General features: G+C 68.6%; 10 protein-coding genes. 4 read left to right on the top strand and 6 right to left on the bottom strand.

Annotation, left to right across the window (positions count from 1 at the left end; genetic code table 11):
- The first annotated feature begins 120 nt into the window (after positions 1 to 120).
- The 3 genes from OG500_RS35115 to OG500_RS35105 are packed head-to-tail and all read left to right on the top strand — an operon-like array spanning position 121 to position 5227.
- Positions 121 to 852, top strand: a complete 732-nt coding sequence (locus tag OG500_RS35115; RefSeq protein WP_329586294.1) for a WXG100-like domain-containing protein — start codon at positions 121 to 123, stop codon at positions 850 to 852.
- Positions 849 to 4742: an RHS repeat-associated core domain-containing protein gene (locus OG500_RS35110; protein ID WP_329586290.1), complete on the top strand. Its 3894-nt coding sequence runs from the start codon at positions 849 to 851 to the stop codon at positions 4740 to 4742. Before OG500_RS35115 ends, OG500_RS35110 begins: the two co-directional genes overlap by 4 nt.
- Positions 4743 to 4747: 5 nt before the next feature.
- A complete protein-coding gene (locus tag OG500_RS35105) occupies positions 4748 to 5227 on the top strand; it encodes a hypothetical protein (protein ID WP_327070888.1) in 480 nt (159 codons plus the stop codon).
- Between the two features lie 710 nt (positions 5228 to 5937).
- Here OG500_RS35105 and OG500_RS35100 read toward each other — a convergent pair.
- The 6 genes from OG500_RS35100 to OG500_RS35075 all read right to left on the bottom strand — a co-directional run bounded on the left by OG500_RS35100 (position 5938) and on the right by OG500_RS35075 (position 13438).
- The gene (locus OG500_RS35100; RefSeq protein WP_329586287.1) at positions 5938 to 6078 is read right to left on the bottom strand and encodes a hypothetical protein; all 141 of its coding nucleotides are present in this window, start codon (positions 6076 to 6078) and stop codon (positions 5938 to 5940) included.
- 78 nt (positions 6079 to 6156) lie between these two features.
- On the bottom strand, positions 6157 to 6570 hold the full coding sequence (locus tag OG500_RS35095; protein WP_329586285.1) for a hypothetical protein: 414 nt from the start codon (positions 6568 to 6570) through the stop codon (positions 6157 to 6159).
- A gap of 3 nt (positions 6571 to 6573) precedes the next feature.
- On the bottom strand, positions 6574 to 11295 hold the full coding sequence (locus OG500_RS35090) for a putative T7SS-secreted protein (protein WP_329586282.1): 4722 nt from the start codon (positions 11293 to 11295) through the stop codon (positions 6574 to 6576).
- Positions 11295 to 11864 (bottom strand): hypothetical protein, encoded by a 570-nt coding sequence (locus OG500_RS35085; protein ID WP_329586278.1) that lies wholly within the window; start codon positions 11862 to 11864, stop codon positions 11295 to 11297. The genes OG500_RS35090 and OG500_RS35085 overlap by 1 nt, the downstream gene beginning before the upstream one ends.
- Complete coding sequence (locus OG500_RS35080; protein WP_329586275.1) at positions 11857 to 12252, bottom strand: SseB family protein; 396 nt, start codon at positions 12250 to 12252, stop codon at positions 11857 to 11859. The genes OG500_RS35085 and OG500_RS35080 overlap by 8 nt, the downstream gene beginning before the upstream one ends.
- A 328-nt stretch (positions 12253 to 12580) precedes the next feature.
- The gene (locus OG500_RS35075; protein ID WP_329586273.1) at positions 12581 to 13438 is read right to left on the bottom strand and encodes a carbon-nitrogen hydrolase family protein; all 858 of its coding nucleotides are present in this window, start codon (positions 13436 to 13438) and stop codon (positions 12581 to 12583) included.
- Positions 13439 to 13637: 199 nt separating this feature from the next.
- Here OG500_RS35075 and OG500_RS35070 point away from each other — a divergent pair, with 199 nt between their 5' ends.
- Positions 13638 to 15374: an FAD-dependent oxidoreductase gene (locus tag OG500_RS35070; RefSeq protein WP_329586271.1), complete on the top strand. Its 1737-nt coding sequence runs from the start codon at positions 13638 to 13640 to the stop codon at positions 15372 to 15374.
- The last annotated feature ends 26 nt before the right edge of the window (positions 15375 to 15400 follow it).

Raw genomic sequence — 15400 nt, 5'->3', positions numbered from 1 at the left:
CAGTCAGCTCGCGTCTTACTCATGGGCTCAACTGCCATTTGTTGCGACGATACGATTAGCTGCTAGCCCGCGTACCTGTCGCCATCCGGTGCGCGCCGACAAGCTGAGCGAGGGGGCGTCATGGCGATCGAACTGCCAGGCGAGGTGGTCTCGTTCCTCCAGTTCATCGGCGTCAACTGGCCGAACGTCAACGAGGACAAGGTCCGCGAGATGGCCTCGCACGTGCGTGACTTCGCCACCAAGGTCGACAGTACGCATCAGGCCTCCACCACTACCGTCCAGCAACTGGGTGCCTCCTACCAAGGGGCCTCCTACGAGGCGTTGATCGCCACTTGGGCGCACCTGTCATCCAGTCACATGGCGGACTTGGTGGACGCCTGTCACACCGTGGCCACAGCACTGGACGCGGCAGCGGATGTGATCGTGGGCATGAAAGGCCAAGCGATCGCGGAGCTGGTGGCGCTGGCGGCCTCGTTCGTGGCGGATCAGGCCGCAGCGTTGGTCACCTTCGGCCTGGCCGAGGCAGCCGAAGTACTCATCGTCGAAGCGGCCGAGAAGCTGATGGACTTTCTGGAGCAGCAGCTGGAGCAGTACGTCATCGGCCAGGTGATCGAGGCGGCAATCCAACCGCTGATCGAGGTGGTCGCGAAGGCGGTCGACGGGCTTGCCTACCAGGGTGCCGAACAGATTCTCGGCGTGTCAGGTGCAGGCGGCGGGCCGAGCGGGACCGGCTTCCTGATCGATCCGCAGGCCCTGATGGACCACGCCCAGACCATGCGTGACCACGCCGAGGCAGTGGCCTCCCACGCCGCGGATCTGCAAGCCAAGCTCACGGGGGTGGACTTCACATGACCAACCAGATCGTCAAGGCCCTGGAGGACGGGGCGAGGAAGCTGCTCAAGACGCTCGGGCACGATGCCGGCAAGACGGTGAAGGACTTCTACCACTCCACAGGCAAGAACCTGGAAACGGTGGCGAAGAACACCACGGAGGCCGACGCCAAGCACGCCGACGAACTGCAGAAGATCCTCAAGGGCGGAGAGAAGGATCTTCCGCACGACCCACACCTTCCGACCGGCCGTCCAGGCGATGACGAGCCCACTCTGGGAGGGCACGGTCGGGCTGGCCAACCCTCCGAGGGCAACGGGCGATGCCAGACCGCCGGCGACCCGGTGGACGTCGTCTCCGGACAGATGATCACGTCCGCGGTCGATCTGACCCTCGCCGGTGTCCTTCCGCTGATCCTGCGCCGCGCGTACGCCTCCGGCTACCGGGGCGGGCGGCTGCACGGCCCGGGATGGTCGTCCACGGTCGACCAGCGCGTGGAGATCGACCCATGGGGGATCCACTTCGCCGGGGACGACGCGCAGATCCTGCATTACCCGCGGCCCGGTTTCGAAGGCCAGGCCGTCCTGCCGAGTTCCGGCGCCCGCTGGCCACTGACCTGGAATCAGGACACCGGTGTCATCAGCATCGAGGATCCCGACCGCGGCTGGACCCGGCACTTCGCGCCCACCACCGGCAATCCGCTGGCGACACGCGAGATCCGCCCGATCACCAGCCTCAACGACCGCAACGACCACCGCGTCTCCTTCCTCCGCGATGCCGCCGGCACCCCCACGGAACTGCGTCACAGCGGCGACTACCGCGTCGCGGTCGACACCCTCCACACAGCCGCGGGCATCCGGGTCGAGGGCCTGCGACTGCTGGACGGGACCGGGCACCACGAGGGCTCCACCATCGTCGAATACCAGTACTACCCGGACGGCCGCCTGGCCGGCGTCGTCAACTCCTCCGGCCTGCCCTACGTCTACGAATACGACGACGCGAACCGCATCACCGCGTGGATCGACCGCAACGGCGACAGCTACGAGTACATATACGACGACCACGGCCGAGTGGAACGCGGCATCGGCCAGGACGGCATCCTCTCGGCCACCTTCCGCTACGACACCACCCGCCGGCTGACAGCGGTCACCGACAGCCTCGGACACACCACCGAGTACCACTACGACGAACGAAACCGTGTCACCGCGATCGTCGACCCGCTCGGCCACACCACGCGTACCGTCTACGACGAGCACGGAACCCTGCTGTCCCGAACCGACGAGATCGGGCGCACCACACACTTCGAGGTGAACGGGCACGGCGACCCGGTCCGGATCACCGAGCCCGACGGCAGCAGCATCGAACTCGACTACACCGCCCTGCGCCAGCTGGCCTGCGTCCGGCACGGCGGTACGGTGACCGCCACGTTCGACTACGATCCGAACGGCAACCTGCTGACCAGCACCGACGCACTCGGCGCAGTCACCACCCGTGAGTACGACGAGCAGGGCCGGTTGCGCTCGGTGACCGATCCGCTCGGGCAGGTGCGGCAGTTGCGCACCAACCCGGCCGGACTGATCACCGCGATCACCGATCCAGTCGGGCGTACCGCCCACGTGGCCTATGACGCCTACGGCCGCGTCAGCCAGTTCACCGACCCCCTCGGCGCCGCCACCCGACTGATCCGGCGGCCGGAGGGTGAGATCACCGAGCGCGTCCACCCGGACGGCACCCGGGAGACCTGGGTCTACGACCCGGAAGGCAACTGCACCGAACAGCGCGACCAAGCCGGTGCCGTCACCCGGTTCGTCGTCGGCACCTTCGGGCAACTCACCCGTCGCATCCTGGCGGACGGCGAGGAACAGCTCTTCAGTTACGACACCGAACTACAACTGCTCTCCGTCGCAACCGGCGACGCGGTCTGGAACTACCACTACGACGCCGCCGGACATCTCGTCAGCGAGCACGACTTCAACGGCCGCACGCTCAAGTACTGCCTCGACGGTGCTGACCAGCTGTTGTCGGTCACCGACGCCACCGGCCGCACCACGAGCTTCAGCTACGACCTCCTCGGCCAGCTACTGGAACGCCGCAACCACGACGGCTCTGTGGTGACCCTCGGCTACGACGAGCGCGGTTGCCTGGCTCACGTCAGCGGCAATGGCAACGTCCTGACATACACCCACGATGCCGTCGGCCGCATCCTGAGCGAGAGCGTCAACGGGCGTGCCACCCAGCACACCTACGACCTCCTGGGCCGGCGAACCAGCCGCACCACGCCCACCGGCCTCGTCTCCACCTGGAGCTACGACGCCAACCACCAGCCCGTCGCCCTGGCCAGCCGACTCGGCACCTTGGCGTTCGGCTATGACGACTCCGGTCGGGAGACCACCCGCTATCTGGGCCAAGGCGCAGCCCTCACCCAGACATGGGATGCGTGCAACCGGCTCAGCGCCCAGTCGATCTGGTCGCGGGACACCACCACGCAGGCCGGCGACGCCTACACCAACCTGCGCGAGCGCACCTATGCATACCGCACAGACGGGCTTCCCAGCACCGTGACGGACAGCCTGCGAGGCCGACGCGACTTCGAACTCACCCCCGCGGGCCGAGTCACCCGGGTCAGCGCCCGCTCCTGGAACGAGACCTACGCCTACGACCCGCTCGGCAACATCACCCGCGCCCACGACACCCGCGTACCCGACAGCGCGACCGCCGGTGAGCGATCGTTCGACGGATCCCTGCTGCGGACCGCCGGCCGGGCCTCCTACGACTACGACGACCTGGGCCGCCTGGTCCGCATGCGCGTGCGAACCCTGTCCGGGCAACGCCGCGAATGGCGCTACTCCTGGGACGCGGAGGACCAACTGATCGGGGTCGACACCCCGGACCAGGGCTCTTGGCGCTACGAGTACGACCCGCTGGGCCGACGCATCGCCAAGCGCAGGCTTGCCGAGGGCGACACGCAGAACGTCACCACGGAGGAGACCCTCTTCGCCTGGGACGGTGACCAACTGATCGAGCAGTACGACCACACCTCGGTCGGCTGCCGCAGGACCGTCAGCTGGGACTGGGAGCCGAGCAGTTGGCGAGCCGTGGCACAGACCGAGCGGGTCTGGCACCCCGGCGCCGAACTTGACCAGCCCGCAGCCGACGAGCACTTCCTCGCCATCGTCACCGATCTGGTAGATGCCCCGAGCGACCTGGTCACCCTGGACGGCCAAGTCGTCTGGTCCGCCGACACGGACCTCTGGGGCCGCCGCCTGAACGGCGATCCGGCTCACGCACCGACGTGCCCGCTGGGCCGCCCGGGCCAGTACCACGACGCGGAAACCGGCCTTGAATACAACCATTTCCGCTACTACGACCCAGCCACCGGCCGCTACCTCAGCACCGACCCCCTCGGGCTGAGTGCCGGCCCGAACCCGCACGCCTACGTCCCCAACCCGCTCTTCTGGATCGACCCCTACGGACTGGCCAAGAAACAGCCGAAGGGCTGGGGCGGGTGGTACGGCAAGCTGAAGCCGGCGAACTGGACCGACGGCAGCGACACCAACAGCTACGAGATCAACCACATACCCGCCCAGGACACGTGGCTGGACCTCGGCCTGCCCACCGACCTCAAGGAGTCCACCGGCCCCGCGATCCGGATGGACTACGACGACCACCGCAACTTCATCAGCACCGGATCCTCACGTGCCTCCAAGGCCTGGCGGGCGAAGCAGCGAAGCCTCATCCTGCAAGGCAAGTTCGATGTGGCGATGAAGATGGACATCGGCAAGATCCGCAAGGACTACGGAACCAAGTACGACGCCGCCATCAAGGAAATGGTCGACTCCCTGCCGAACAACCGGAAGTTCCAGAAGTACCTGAAGGACAACGGCTGGAAGATCCGCGACTGCCTCCTACAATGACCCCCATGGACATCGAGCTGACTCCCCCGAACGGCATCACCGGCTTCCCTCTGGGCGCCTCGGCTCAGGATGTCAAGACGGCAGCAGCTGCGCTGGGCCGAGTGACGGTGAAGAACGACGGATCCGCCAACCAGTTCGGCTACATGACGGTCACGGCCCTGCACCCCCAGTTCGAAATCGTCTGCCATCTCGAGGACGGCAAGACACTCAGCGCCGCAGAGATGTGGATTCCCCGCCCCGGTCCCGAAGAGATCACGGTCCGGTTCCGCGATCTCGACGTGTTTCGCACCCCAGCCCTCCGGCTTCTGGAGCAGTTGGAGGCGCTGGGCCTGCCTGTCGTGCACGACGAACCCAACTACTGGACCGTGCCCAACCTCTCGCTCGGCTTCGGCCGAGTGGCTGGTCACGAGGTCCCACTCGACACCGACGGCGGACCACTGTACTTCCAGAGTGTGCTGACCGGCCCAGCCGACTACTACAGCTGAGGCCATGGGGCGGTTCAGCGCAGACAGCTCACACCACATCCGGATCCAGGACGATAGAAGCCCACTCCACGTTGGCGGATGGTGCAAGTCCCCCCTCGGACACATATCATCAGATGACCTGATCAGCTTGCTGATCAGGTCATCTGCATTTTGTGCGCCCAGTGCTCCTGCATCCAGCTGGAGCCCTGCCGGCCGGGGGATCCGGACCCCAGGTAGGGGCGCCGCCTGGCTCGGCCTTATGGCGCCGGTGCGCGTTCTTCGCGCCGCGCGTGAGCACACGGCCTCAGCCAGAGCCACAGCGACAGACAGTGGCCGGTTATCCTGCGAGGCTCGGAAAGTCATCGCTGCTGGGGGTCAGGCTATGTACTGGCGATCGTTGACCACACTGCCAAGGACGCGGGTGCGCAGGAGACTTCGGCCTCCGGGGTCGTGTGCAGCGGATGCCCTCGGCCTGGTTCATGAGCAACTCGCGCCAGGTCGGTCCGGTGCAGCGCGGTAACGGGATCGATGCCCGCCACGGGGAGGATCTCTCCCACCGCGGAGGCGGCGATCGGGTTCTTGAGGCGGGCTGCCCCGCCCTGGATCCGTCGGTGTCCGCCTCGCGCTCTCACGAGCGAGCGGGAGGGTCCGTTTCTTGATCACCGTTCGGTCGGTGGTCACCCGGTCCGGGTTCGCCGCGCGTTGTGATCCTCCGGCTCATAGCGGACCGGTCAGGCGATCTGATGGCACAGCACCGCATTCTCGTGTCGGAGCACGAGCAGCTCGGCGCTGTTCGCTGCGTCGCGGCGCAGAAGCACCCCGAGAACGAACAGCAGCCGGCGAACCACCCTGTACACCGGCATGGCGATCACCGGGTCCTGGTGCCAGCCGAGGTCGGGCCGCCGCTGCCACCTGCGGCAACGATATTCCAAGCCTCACAACATCCGGGTTCAGTCGAGGACCTCTGAATTTTTCTCAATCGCCAGAAGGAGACTCTTCAGTTCGGAGTTCGATCGAAAACAGAAATTTTGATCCAGGGACATCAGCTCGTCAAGTGCGTCGACCAATGGGAGCTGCGGTGGCCCCTCGAGGACCTCCGCCAGCTTCATGGGCATCAATGTCCAGTTCTTGCCACTGGAATCAAATCTCCACTCAAACCTACTGGCCATTTCCGCGACCGCGGCACGAAGAATTTCCGCCATTCTGGCAGAGGGCTCCCGGTACCGCCAGACGATCGAGCTCGGGAACATCCTTGAATCCGCGGGGTTCAAACCGATGGCGTAGCGCCCCCATTCGAGTTCGCCAAGCAGGCGGAGGGTGCGCTTCACCGCTGACACCTCGGTCACGCCTTGAGGGTCGACCATGCTTCAGTCCCTCGGCCTTCTGCTGGTAAAACGGGTGGACAGGAATCCCGGACTCCCATTATCGCGTGGATTGAGTCCGCGAAGTGCGCGCTCATAGTCACCCAGAGGGATCGGCATCGAACTGAGGTCCGGGTCATACACATAGCGCCCATCGGAAAAGACCTCATGGTAATCGTACCGCTCCAGCACGCTGCCCCCCTTCTCGGGGATCACGATTTCATCGAACTTGGAGACCGGCGTGAAGCGAATAATCTGGCCCGCACCGCCTGCGGATTCCTTGATCTGCTGGGCGATCTCGGAACAGTCCAGGCTGGAATGGCGGGGCCCGCCGGCCATCTTTTGCAACTCGGCCAGCGCATCCGAATTCGGTGGATAGTCCGGGTTTGGTGAACGGAAATCGAAGAGTCCACGACCGCAGTCATCCGGCGCCAGGCCCAGCGGGTCTGCCCAGATCGTCGGATTGGGAACGTAGCTCTTGGCGTTGGGGGCAGCCCGCAAGCCCAGTGGGTCGACCGTGAGGTACCGAGCACTCTCCGGGTCGTAGTAGCGGTGGAGGTTGTAGTGCAGTCGGGTTTCAGCGTCGTAGTACTGGCCGGGGAAGCGGAGGGGGGTCGTAGTGCTGACGGCCTTGGGGTGGGTGGTGGTACCCCACAGGGTCGTGCGGGCTTGCCAGGCGGCGGTGCCGTCGTCGGGGTTGAGGAGGTGGGTGGGAGTACCGATGAGGTCGGTGACGATGGCGAAGAAGCGGCGGTCGACGTCGTCTTGAGTGTCGAGGTGCTCGGTCTGGGTGAGGGGGTGAAGGCCGTCGTGGTCCCAGGTGAGGGTGTAGGGGCCGGGGAGACTGGGGCCCTGGGCGGTCTGCTCGGCAAGGGTGGTGCCGTCCCAGGTGAAGAGGGTCCACTCGGCGGTGGCGGGGCACTGCTTGGCGATGCGGCGACCGAACGGGTCGTAATGGTAGAGCCACTGGGTGCCGTCGGGGGTGGTGACGGCGATGAGGCGGTCCTCGGAGTCCCAGGTGTAGTGCCAGGTGTCGGTGCGGCCAGAGAGGGTTCGGCGGCGGCGGGTGGTGACGCGGCCCTGGTCATCGTGGGTGTAGTGGGTGCGGCCGGCGATGGTGATCCGGGTGCCGGTGTAGGCACGGGGGCCGTCGGCGCTGTCGTCACGGGCGGGCCAGGTGGCGTGTGTGAGGTTTCCGGCGTCGTCGTAGGCGTAACGCTCGGTCCAGTCCGTGGCATGGACGGCGGTGACGCGACCGGCGGGGTCAAGTTCGAAGCGGCGGGTGCCGGTGTGCTGGTCGTCGATGCCGGTGAGGTTGCCGTCAGCACGGTAGCGGTAAGCCCGCTGCTGGAGCGCATGGCGGGAGTCCCCTGCAACGAGAGCCTGGCCGGTCAGGCGGTGGGTGTTGTCCCAGGTGCTGGTGAGAGCGAGGTCGTTGGTGAGGTGGCGGGTTGTCTCACGGCCAGCGGCGTCACGGTCGAAGGCGAGGGTGCGCCCGCCGGTGTTGAGAGTGAGCGGGTTGCCGGCCGGATCGTAGGTCCAGGTGCTGAGCGTGCCGCTCGGGGTGGTACGGGAGACACGGCGGCCGACGACGTCGTAGGTGTTGGCGAGGGTGCGGCCGTTGACGGTCTCAGTGAGGAGGCGGCCCAGCGGGTCGAGGGTGCGGACCAGTGCGACGGCGGGGCCCGCGATGGTGAGCAGGCGGCCCAGCGGGTCGTGGGTGTAGGTGGTCAGGTCACCTTCGACATCCTTGGCAGTGAGGTTGCCCAGGAGGTCGTAGGTGTAGCCAATGGTTTCGCCGAGGCCGTTGGTGCGGGCGGTGAGTTGACCGGCCGCGTCGTGGGTGTAGCCGAGGGTGCGGCCGTCGAAGTCGGTCTCCGCGGTGAGCCGGCCTGCCCGGTCGTGCTGGTAGGTCCAGGTCAGGCCCTGGGGGTTGGTGACCTCGACCAGGCGCAGCTCGGTGTCATGGGCGAAGGTGTGCCGGACGCCGTCGGGGGTGGTGCGGGCGGTGAGAAGGTCGAAGTCGGTGTACTCGAAGGTGGTGGTGGCGCCGAGCTGGTCGGTGTGGGTGAGGGTGTTACCCTCGCCGTCGTACGTCCACCGCTCCGTGGAGCCGTCAGGGGCGGTGCGGGAGGTGAGCAGGCCCTCGGGGTTCCAGACCAAGAGGGTAGTGCCGCCCACAGGGTCGGTGACGGCTACAGGACGGCCCAGGCTGTCACGCCGGTAGGCAACGGTACCGCCAAGCGGGTCGACGGCGGCGAGTACCAGACCCGCCGGGTCGCACTGTACGCGTGCGGTATGGCCCAGCGCGTCGGTGCTGGCGGCGAGGTGACCCGCAGCGTCGTAGGCGAAGCGCGTGGTGGCGCCGGCGGGGTCGGTGATCGAGGTGCGGTTGCCGAGCTCGTCGTACGTCTGACGCCAGGTCGAGCCGTCCGGGGTGATCACCGTGAGCGGGAGATTGAGAGTGCTGTAGGTGACAAAGGAGCGTGCACCATCGGGGCGAGTGACCATGACAACGTTGCCCGCCGCGTCGTACTCGAAAGCATTGGTGCGCCCGAGCGGATCGGTCACTGACAGCAAGCGGTGGAAGGCGTCGCGGGCGAAGCGGGTGGTGTGGCCAAGCGGATCAGTGTGCGCGGTGATCTGATGGCTTCGGTTGACCTCGAAGCGGCTTACCGCGCCCAGTGAGTCGGTGGCGAACGTCTGGCCAGGGCGGTACTCGTAACTCCACCGAAGGTGGCCGTTCGCACCGCCCTGGGCTATGCAGCGGTCCTGATCGTCGTAGACGAAGTGGTAGCGCGAGCCGTTGCGGTCGATCCAGGCCGTCATCCGCCCCGCCGCGTCGTACTCGAAACGCATCGGCAGACCCGAGGAGTTCAGTACCTCAGTGAGGTGGCCGTCCGTGTAGCCGTAGCGGACGAGCTCCACCCCGCCCGCGCGCAACGCCGTGATGCGAAAGTCGGCGACGTCGACTTCCAAGTGATAACCAGCTGAGTGCCGGATGCCCATAGGGGCTCCGTCGTGGTCGTACTCGAATACCAGTTGGTGGCCGACCCGGTCGGTGATCGAGTCGAGCGGGGCGAGCACCGGGTTGGTCGGGTCGGGTCGGAAGACCCGCACCTGCCCCGTGGCGGGGTTGGTAACCGTGTACCGGCCCTCGGCGTCCACGGCCAGCGGCCAACGCGCGCCGGTGCTCGGCAGCGTCGATAGGCCCGGTGCCGGGTGGGGGTAGGCCAGGGCGATGCTGTCGGCACGGAGCAGAACCACGCCTTCGGCGTCGATCTCCAGGCGCTCGTCCAGCGTGCACGCCCAAGTCGGGCCCAGCCAGCGCCCGGCGCGGTAGTGGGAGTCGTGGGTGCGGGTAAACAGCAGTGGCAGAACGCCCGCGAGGTTGGCGTCGGTTTGACTCAGGGTCATGTAGCCGGTGGCCATGTCGATCGGGTCACCGCCGCGGCACCGATCACCCGGCTGGCGACCGTTGACGTCAGGGTCCTTGACCGCGTCACGTCCCGAGCCGCCGGCCGCGTCCTGGGCGGCGTCCTTGGTGGCGTTCTTGGCCGCGTTCTCGGCGGTGTCCTTGGCGGCGGCCGCGGCGGCGTCGGTTTCGGGGCCGGCGCCGTCGGTCAGGGCGCCGAAGGCGATGTTGGTGATGAGCTTGCCGCCCGCTTCGAAGGGGTCGGAGCCCCAGCCGGAGCCGACCAGGGACTTGACCACGTCGGTGGGGTGCATGTCGGCGTGCACCAGGCCGGCGGCGACCTGGTTGACGTGGTCGAGGTAGGTGGCCGGGTGGGTGACGTTGTAGACGTCCATCGGGTTCAGACCACGCCCGAAGTTGACGATGTCGGCGCCGCCCTTGAGGATCCCGCCATACAAGTGCGCGTCGCCCATCATGCCGCCCTCGGCCAGGTCCATCGAGTCCAGCTTCATCCGCTGGGTGAAGCTGGGCGTGGTCGGCGCGGTGGCGGTGGCCGCCTTCAGGGCGCTCGCCGCGTTGTCGGCCGCCGTGTCGCGTCCGGCGCGGGCGGCGCGCAGCAGGTCCTGGGCGTGGGTGAGTTGGTCGGTGCTGGGGTCGTGGAATTCGCCCGGGTCAGTGGGCAGGGGGCCGGGGTTGGGGTTGGGTTGGGCGGCGGCCTTGTTCCAGGTTTTGACGGCGGTGTTGTAGCTGGTGACGCTCGCGTTGTAGGCGTCCTGGGCCTGTTGGTGGGCCTTCTTGGCGGCGTTGTAGGCGTCGATGGCCTGCTGGGCCTGGCCTTGTGCCCAGGTGACGGTCTGGGCGAAGGCGTCCAGTGCGGTGGCGGCGGCCGCGCAGGCGTCGGCGGCGGTCAGCCACAGCGCGGGGTGCGGGGCGAAGCGGGCGCGGAAGGCGTCGGCGGCCTGGCCCTGCCAGTGGGAGGAGTCCAGCGCCTGCAGGCCGCTGCCGGTCTCCTGGAACGCGTCGTGGAACCTGCGCAGGTGCGCGGCCGTGTCGGTGAGCACCTTGGCGTCGCCGTGGACCAGGTCCTTGGGGTCCTCGGACTGCCCGAGCTGCTTCTCCCCGATCTGTGCGCCGAGGTCGTCGGCGACGCTGTCGCCCCAGCCGTCCACCGTCTTCGCCGCGCCGTGCAGGCCGACGAAGTCCAGCATCCCGCCCACTTCGTGGGCCTTGTGGTCGATGGCCTTGCCGACCTGCTTCTTGCCGTCCTTGTACAGCCCCTCCAGGCCGTCCCCGACGTCGTCCAGGAACCCCATCAGCCCTTACCCCCCAGGTTCGGGGCCGGTATGAAGACCCCCGGGAGGCCGGGCACCGGAACATGGCCCTCGACGTCCTTGCCCTCCGCGGCCCACGTCTTGCGGGTGTCGGCGGCCGCCTGGTCGAACGAGGCCTTCGAGTAGTCGGGATCGGTGACCTGCGTGTAGGGGTTGTTGTCCCAGGTCTGGCCCCAGGACTGCTTCTCCACCTGGTCCTGCGTCAGATCCGGATTGCCGATCGCGGCGTTGACCACGTCCTTCAGCACACCGGAGGCGTACTGCTCCTGGTCGTAGTACCGGCCCGCCGACAGACCCAGCCGATCCGCGATCTCGGTACCGTCATGGACCAGGGTGCGAACCCCCCAGCCCCACCGGTCGCAGAAGCCGTCCAAGGCCGACTGCAGACCCGGGTTACCGACCTGCATCCCCGTCAGCGACAGACCGGAGAAACCCCGGCCCACCTCGGCACTCTCATCGATCCCCAGCGTCTTCAGCTCGGCGACCGCGTCATTGATGCCCTTCGCCGTGTTCTTCAGCGCGTTCGGATCGACCTGGTACGAGTCACCCACCGGACACCGCCGAGACGGGCAGCAGGAACGACGCCGGGCCGGCCACATCCAGCGCCACACCAGCCCGAGCGCCCAGTGCCGTCACCGCCACCTCCAGCACGCGGGACCCACGCACCGTCAGATACTCGACCTCGCCGCCGATGCCGCGCGCGGACGCGAACCGGGCGAGCGTCGACTCGCTGGTGAACGCGTACAACCAGCGCACACCCTCCGCCTCCCCCGCCAACGGCTCACCACACCGGGTCGGCAGCAGGACGAGCGCCTCGCGCAGCTCCCCGACCAGCGCCGGGCCGTCCACCTGCCCGTCGTGCAGCGCCGCCAGACGCTCGGCCAGCCCCACCCCTGACATCAGCCCCCCGTAACGCTCGGCAATCAGTTCGACACGCATCTCAGCGTAGCCGACCGGAGTGACAGCGCTACCACCCTCCCCCAGCTGCCCAGCGTCCCGGTAGAACATCTGACGTGACCACGAGGTCGTGCAGCCGGACGAGGCCAACCCATGCCGTGTCGGTCGGCCCGGTTGCGACAGCGGAAGGCGATCCACTTGCCGCTGGAGCTCACAGACCATCCAGATCCAGCACCACGCAGGCCCACTCCGGGTTGGCGAATGGTTCAAGTCCCCCCTCGGACATGAACCCCCACGGGTGATGTCGCCGTGGTGGCGGACTGCCCTCAGGCGCGCAGGTGTCAGGGGGTAGGCGTCGTGAGAGGGAGGCTCAGGCCAACGGGGCCGTGCGGCGGGGGCCGGGTGGGGTGGTGAGGGACGGGTCTAGCAGGACGGGCTCGGCGGTGCGGGCGGCGGCGAGGGGGTGGGGGTCGAGGCGGGCGACGGCGATGGCGGGGTCGGCGGGGCCCGCGTCGGTGAGGAGGGTGCCGTCGGGGTTCCAGACGGCGCTGCCGCCGCAGCCGTGGAAGGGGCCGCTGGGGGCGCAGTGGTTGGCGAGCAGGGTGTAGCTGGTGTTGTCCAGGGCGCGGGCCGGGAAGACGACGGCGCGCTGGTGGATGCCGGCGCCGAGGCCGAACATGGCGCCGACCAGGTAGGCGTGGCAGCCGTCGAGTGCGGCGGCGCGGGCGTGTTCGGGGAAGCCGGAGTCCCAGCAGATGCCCAGGCCCAGGCGCCAGCCGTCGAGGGTGAGGGTGCAGCCGTGGGTGCCGGAGCTGAAGCCGGCGGCGCGCTCGCTCGGGGTGGAGTGCTGCTTGTCGTACTGGACGGCGAAGCGGCCCTCGCGGTCGAGGACCAGGGCGGAGATGTGCAGCCGCCCGGTGTCGGGGTCGCGGGTCGGGGCTCCGGCCACCACGGCGGTGCGCGTCTCGGCGCAGGCCGCGGCGAGGGGGTCCAGCCGGGGGTCGGCCGCGTTCAGGGTGTGGCGGTCGGGATCGGCCGCGATGCCCGCGGGCTCGTAGCCGGTGAGGAAGAGCTCCGGCAGGACCAGCAGCTCGGCTCCCCGGTCGGCGGCGCGACGGACTAGGTCGGCGGCTGCGGCGACGTTCGCGGGGATGTCCAGCGCGACGCAGGCGGCCTGGCCGGCCGCGACCGTGAGGGGGGTGGTGGGCAGGGGGTGAAGATCATCCATGGATGGCCAGGATAGCCCGGCCCGCGGGAGCCGGCCGCTCGGGGGGGGTCGCGCGAGGGCAGCATCCGGCCGGGGCGGTCACGGAATTGATGGATCATCAATCATCGGGCGCGGCACGGTGATTAGGCAGCAGTGCGCGTGTAGCGTTCGCGGGCGGGCGAGGACACGGGGCCTTGCCACGGGCGGACGGGAGAACGTGATGGACCGATCGACGGACGAGCGGCTGGGACGCCGCCAACTGCTCACCCGCGCCGGTGCGGTGGCGGTCGGCGGCGCGGTGGTGGGGCTGGCCGGGGGCACCGCCGAGGCGGCAGGGACAGCGAGTGGGAGTCCGGGTGCGGGCACCGGAGCCGCCACGGCCGACCGTGGCGGCGCGCCGCAGGCGACACCGTTCGGGCCGGTGACGGTGCGGCCGGGCGACACCCGGTACGACAGCCTGCTGCGCGGCGACAACTGGCGATTCGTCGGGCAGCCGGAGGAGATCCGCGTGGTCGGCTCCACCGAGCAGGTGGTGCAGGCGGTGGGCGACGCCGTCCGCTCCGGGCGGCGGATCGCGGTGCGCAGCGGCGGCCACTGCTTCGAGAACTTCACCGCCGATCCCGCGGTGCGGATCCTGCTGGACCTCTCCCCGATGGACGCCGTCGGCTTCGACCCCGTGATGGGCGCCTTCGCGGTGCAGCCGGGGGCGACGCTCGGGCACGTGTACCGGACCCTGTTCAAGGTCTGGGGCGTGACGATCCCGGCGGGCGGCTGCCCGGAGGTGGGCGCCGGCGGGCACCTGGTCGGCGGCGGGTACGGGCCGCTGTCCCGCCGGTACGGCTCGGTGGTGGACCATCTGCACGCCGTGGAGGTGGTGGTCGTCGACCGGGACGGCAGCGCCCGCGCGGTGGTCGCCACCCGCGACTCCGACGACCCGAACCACGACCTGTGGTGGGCGCACGCCGGTGGCGGTGGCGGCAACTTCGGCGTCGTCACCCGCTACTGGCTGCGCTCGCCCGACGCCACCGGCAGCGGCAACGGCAACGGCAGCAACACCGTCACCGGCGCCACCACCGACCCGACGAAGCTGCTGCCGCCCGCGCCGGGCGAGCTGCTGGAGTGCCTGGTCGTCTGGGCCTGGGACGCGAAAATGAATGAACAGGCATTTACCACCATCCTGCGCAATTTCGGGACCTGGCACGAGGACAACAGCACACCCGGCTCCCCCGCGGCGGGCCTGTACGCCGTCCTCGAACCCGCGCACTGCAGCGCCGGCAGCTTCCAGCTGGTCGTGCAGATCGACGCGGGCATCCCGGGTGCCGACGCCCTCGTCACCGACTTCGTCACCGCTCTGACCGCCGGCACGGACGTCACCGAAGTCCTCAACGGCCGGCGCACCATGCCCTGGCTGCACCCCATGACCTGGCCCGGCAACGGCGAACCCGGCGACATGATCACCCGCCGCTACAAGGAGAAGGCCGGCTACCTGCGCCGCCGCCTGACCGACGACCAGCTCTCCACCATCTACCGCCACCTGACGAACAGCACCGGCGGCACGACCAGCGGCATGCTCCTGGTCGGCTACGGCGGCCAGGTCAACACCGTCGCGCCGCAGGCCACCGCCGTCGCCCAGCGCGACTCGATCATGAAGGCCGTCTACCACGCCACCTGGGCCGACGAGTCGGACGACGCCGGCAACCTGGCCTGGGTCCGCGAGCTGTACCGCGACGTGTACCGCGACACCGGGGGCGTCCCCGTCCCCGGCGAGGTCAGCGACGGCTCCTACATCAACTACCCCGACGTGGACCTCGCCGACCCCGCGTGGAACACCTCCGGGACCCCCTGGCACGCCCTCTACTACAAGGACAACTACCCGCGCCTGCAGCAGGTCAAGGCCCGCTGGGACCCGTGCGACGTCTTCCGCCACGCCCTCGGGATCGAAGCGCCCTCCGCCTGACCGTGCCCGACCCGCACGACCCGCAC

This window comes from Kitasatospora sp. NBC_01250 (assembly GCF_036226465.1).
Classification (GTDB): domain Bacteria; phylum Actinomycetota; class Actinomycetes; order Streptomycetales; family Streptomycetaceae; genus Kitasatospora.
The sequence above is the reverse complement of the archived record's forward strand: the minus strand, read 5'-3'. Positions and strand labels throughout refer to the sequence as shown.

Excerpts from the sequence above, each read along its gene's own strand:
- OG500_RS35070 (WP_329586271.1), top strand. The coding sequence starts at position 13,638 with ATGGACCGATCGACGGACGAGCGGCTGGGACGCCGCCAACTGCTCACC.
- OG500_RS35095 (WP_329586285.1), bottom strand. The coding sequence starts at position 6,570 with ATGGTCGACCCTCAAGGCGTGACCGAGGTGTCAGCGGTGAAGCGCACC.
- OG500_RS35110 (WP_329586290.1), top strand. The coding sequence starts at position 849 with ATGACCAACCAGATCGTCAAGGCCCTGGAGGACGGGGCGAGGAAGCTG.
- OG500_RS35115 (WP_329586294.1), top strand. The coding sequence starts at position 121 with ATGGCGATCGAACTGCCAGGCGAGGTGGTCTCGTTCCTCCAGTTCATC.
- OG500_RS35075 (WP_329586273.1), bottom strand. The coding sequence starts at position 13,438 with ATGGATGATCTTCACCCCCTGCCCACCACCCCCCTCACGGTCGCGGCC.
- OG500_RS35080 (WP_329586275.1), bottom strand. The coding sequence starts at position 12,252 with ATGCGTGTCGAACTGATTGCCGAGCGTTACGGGGGGCTGATGTCAGGG.
- OG500_RS35090 (WP_329586282.1), bottom strand. The coding sequence starts at position 11,295 with ATGGGGTTCCTGGACGACGTCGGGGACGGCCTGGAGGGGCTGTACAAG.
- OG500_RS35105 (WP_327070888.1), top strand. The coding sequence starts at position 4,748 with ATGGACATCGAGCTGACTCCCCCGAACGGCATCACCGGCTTCCCTCTG.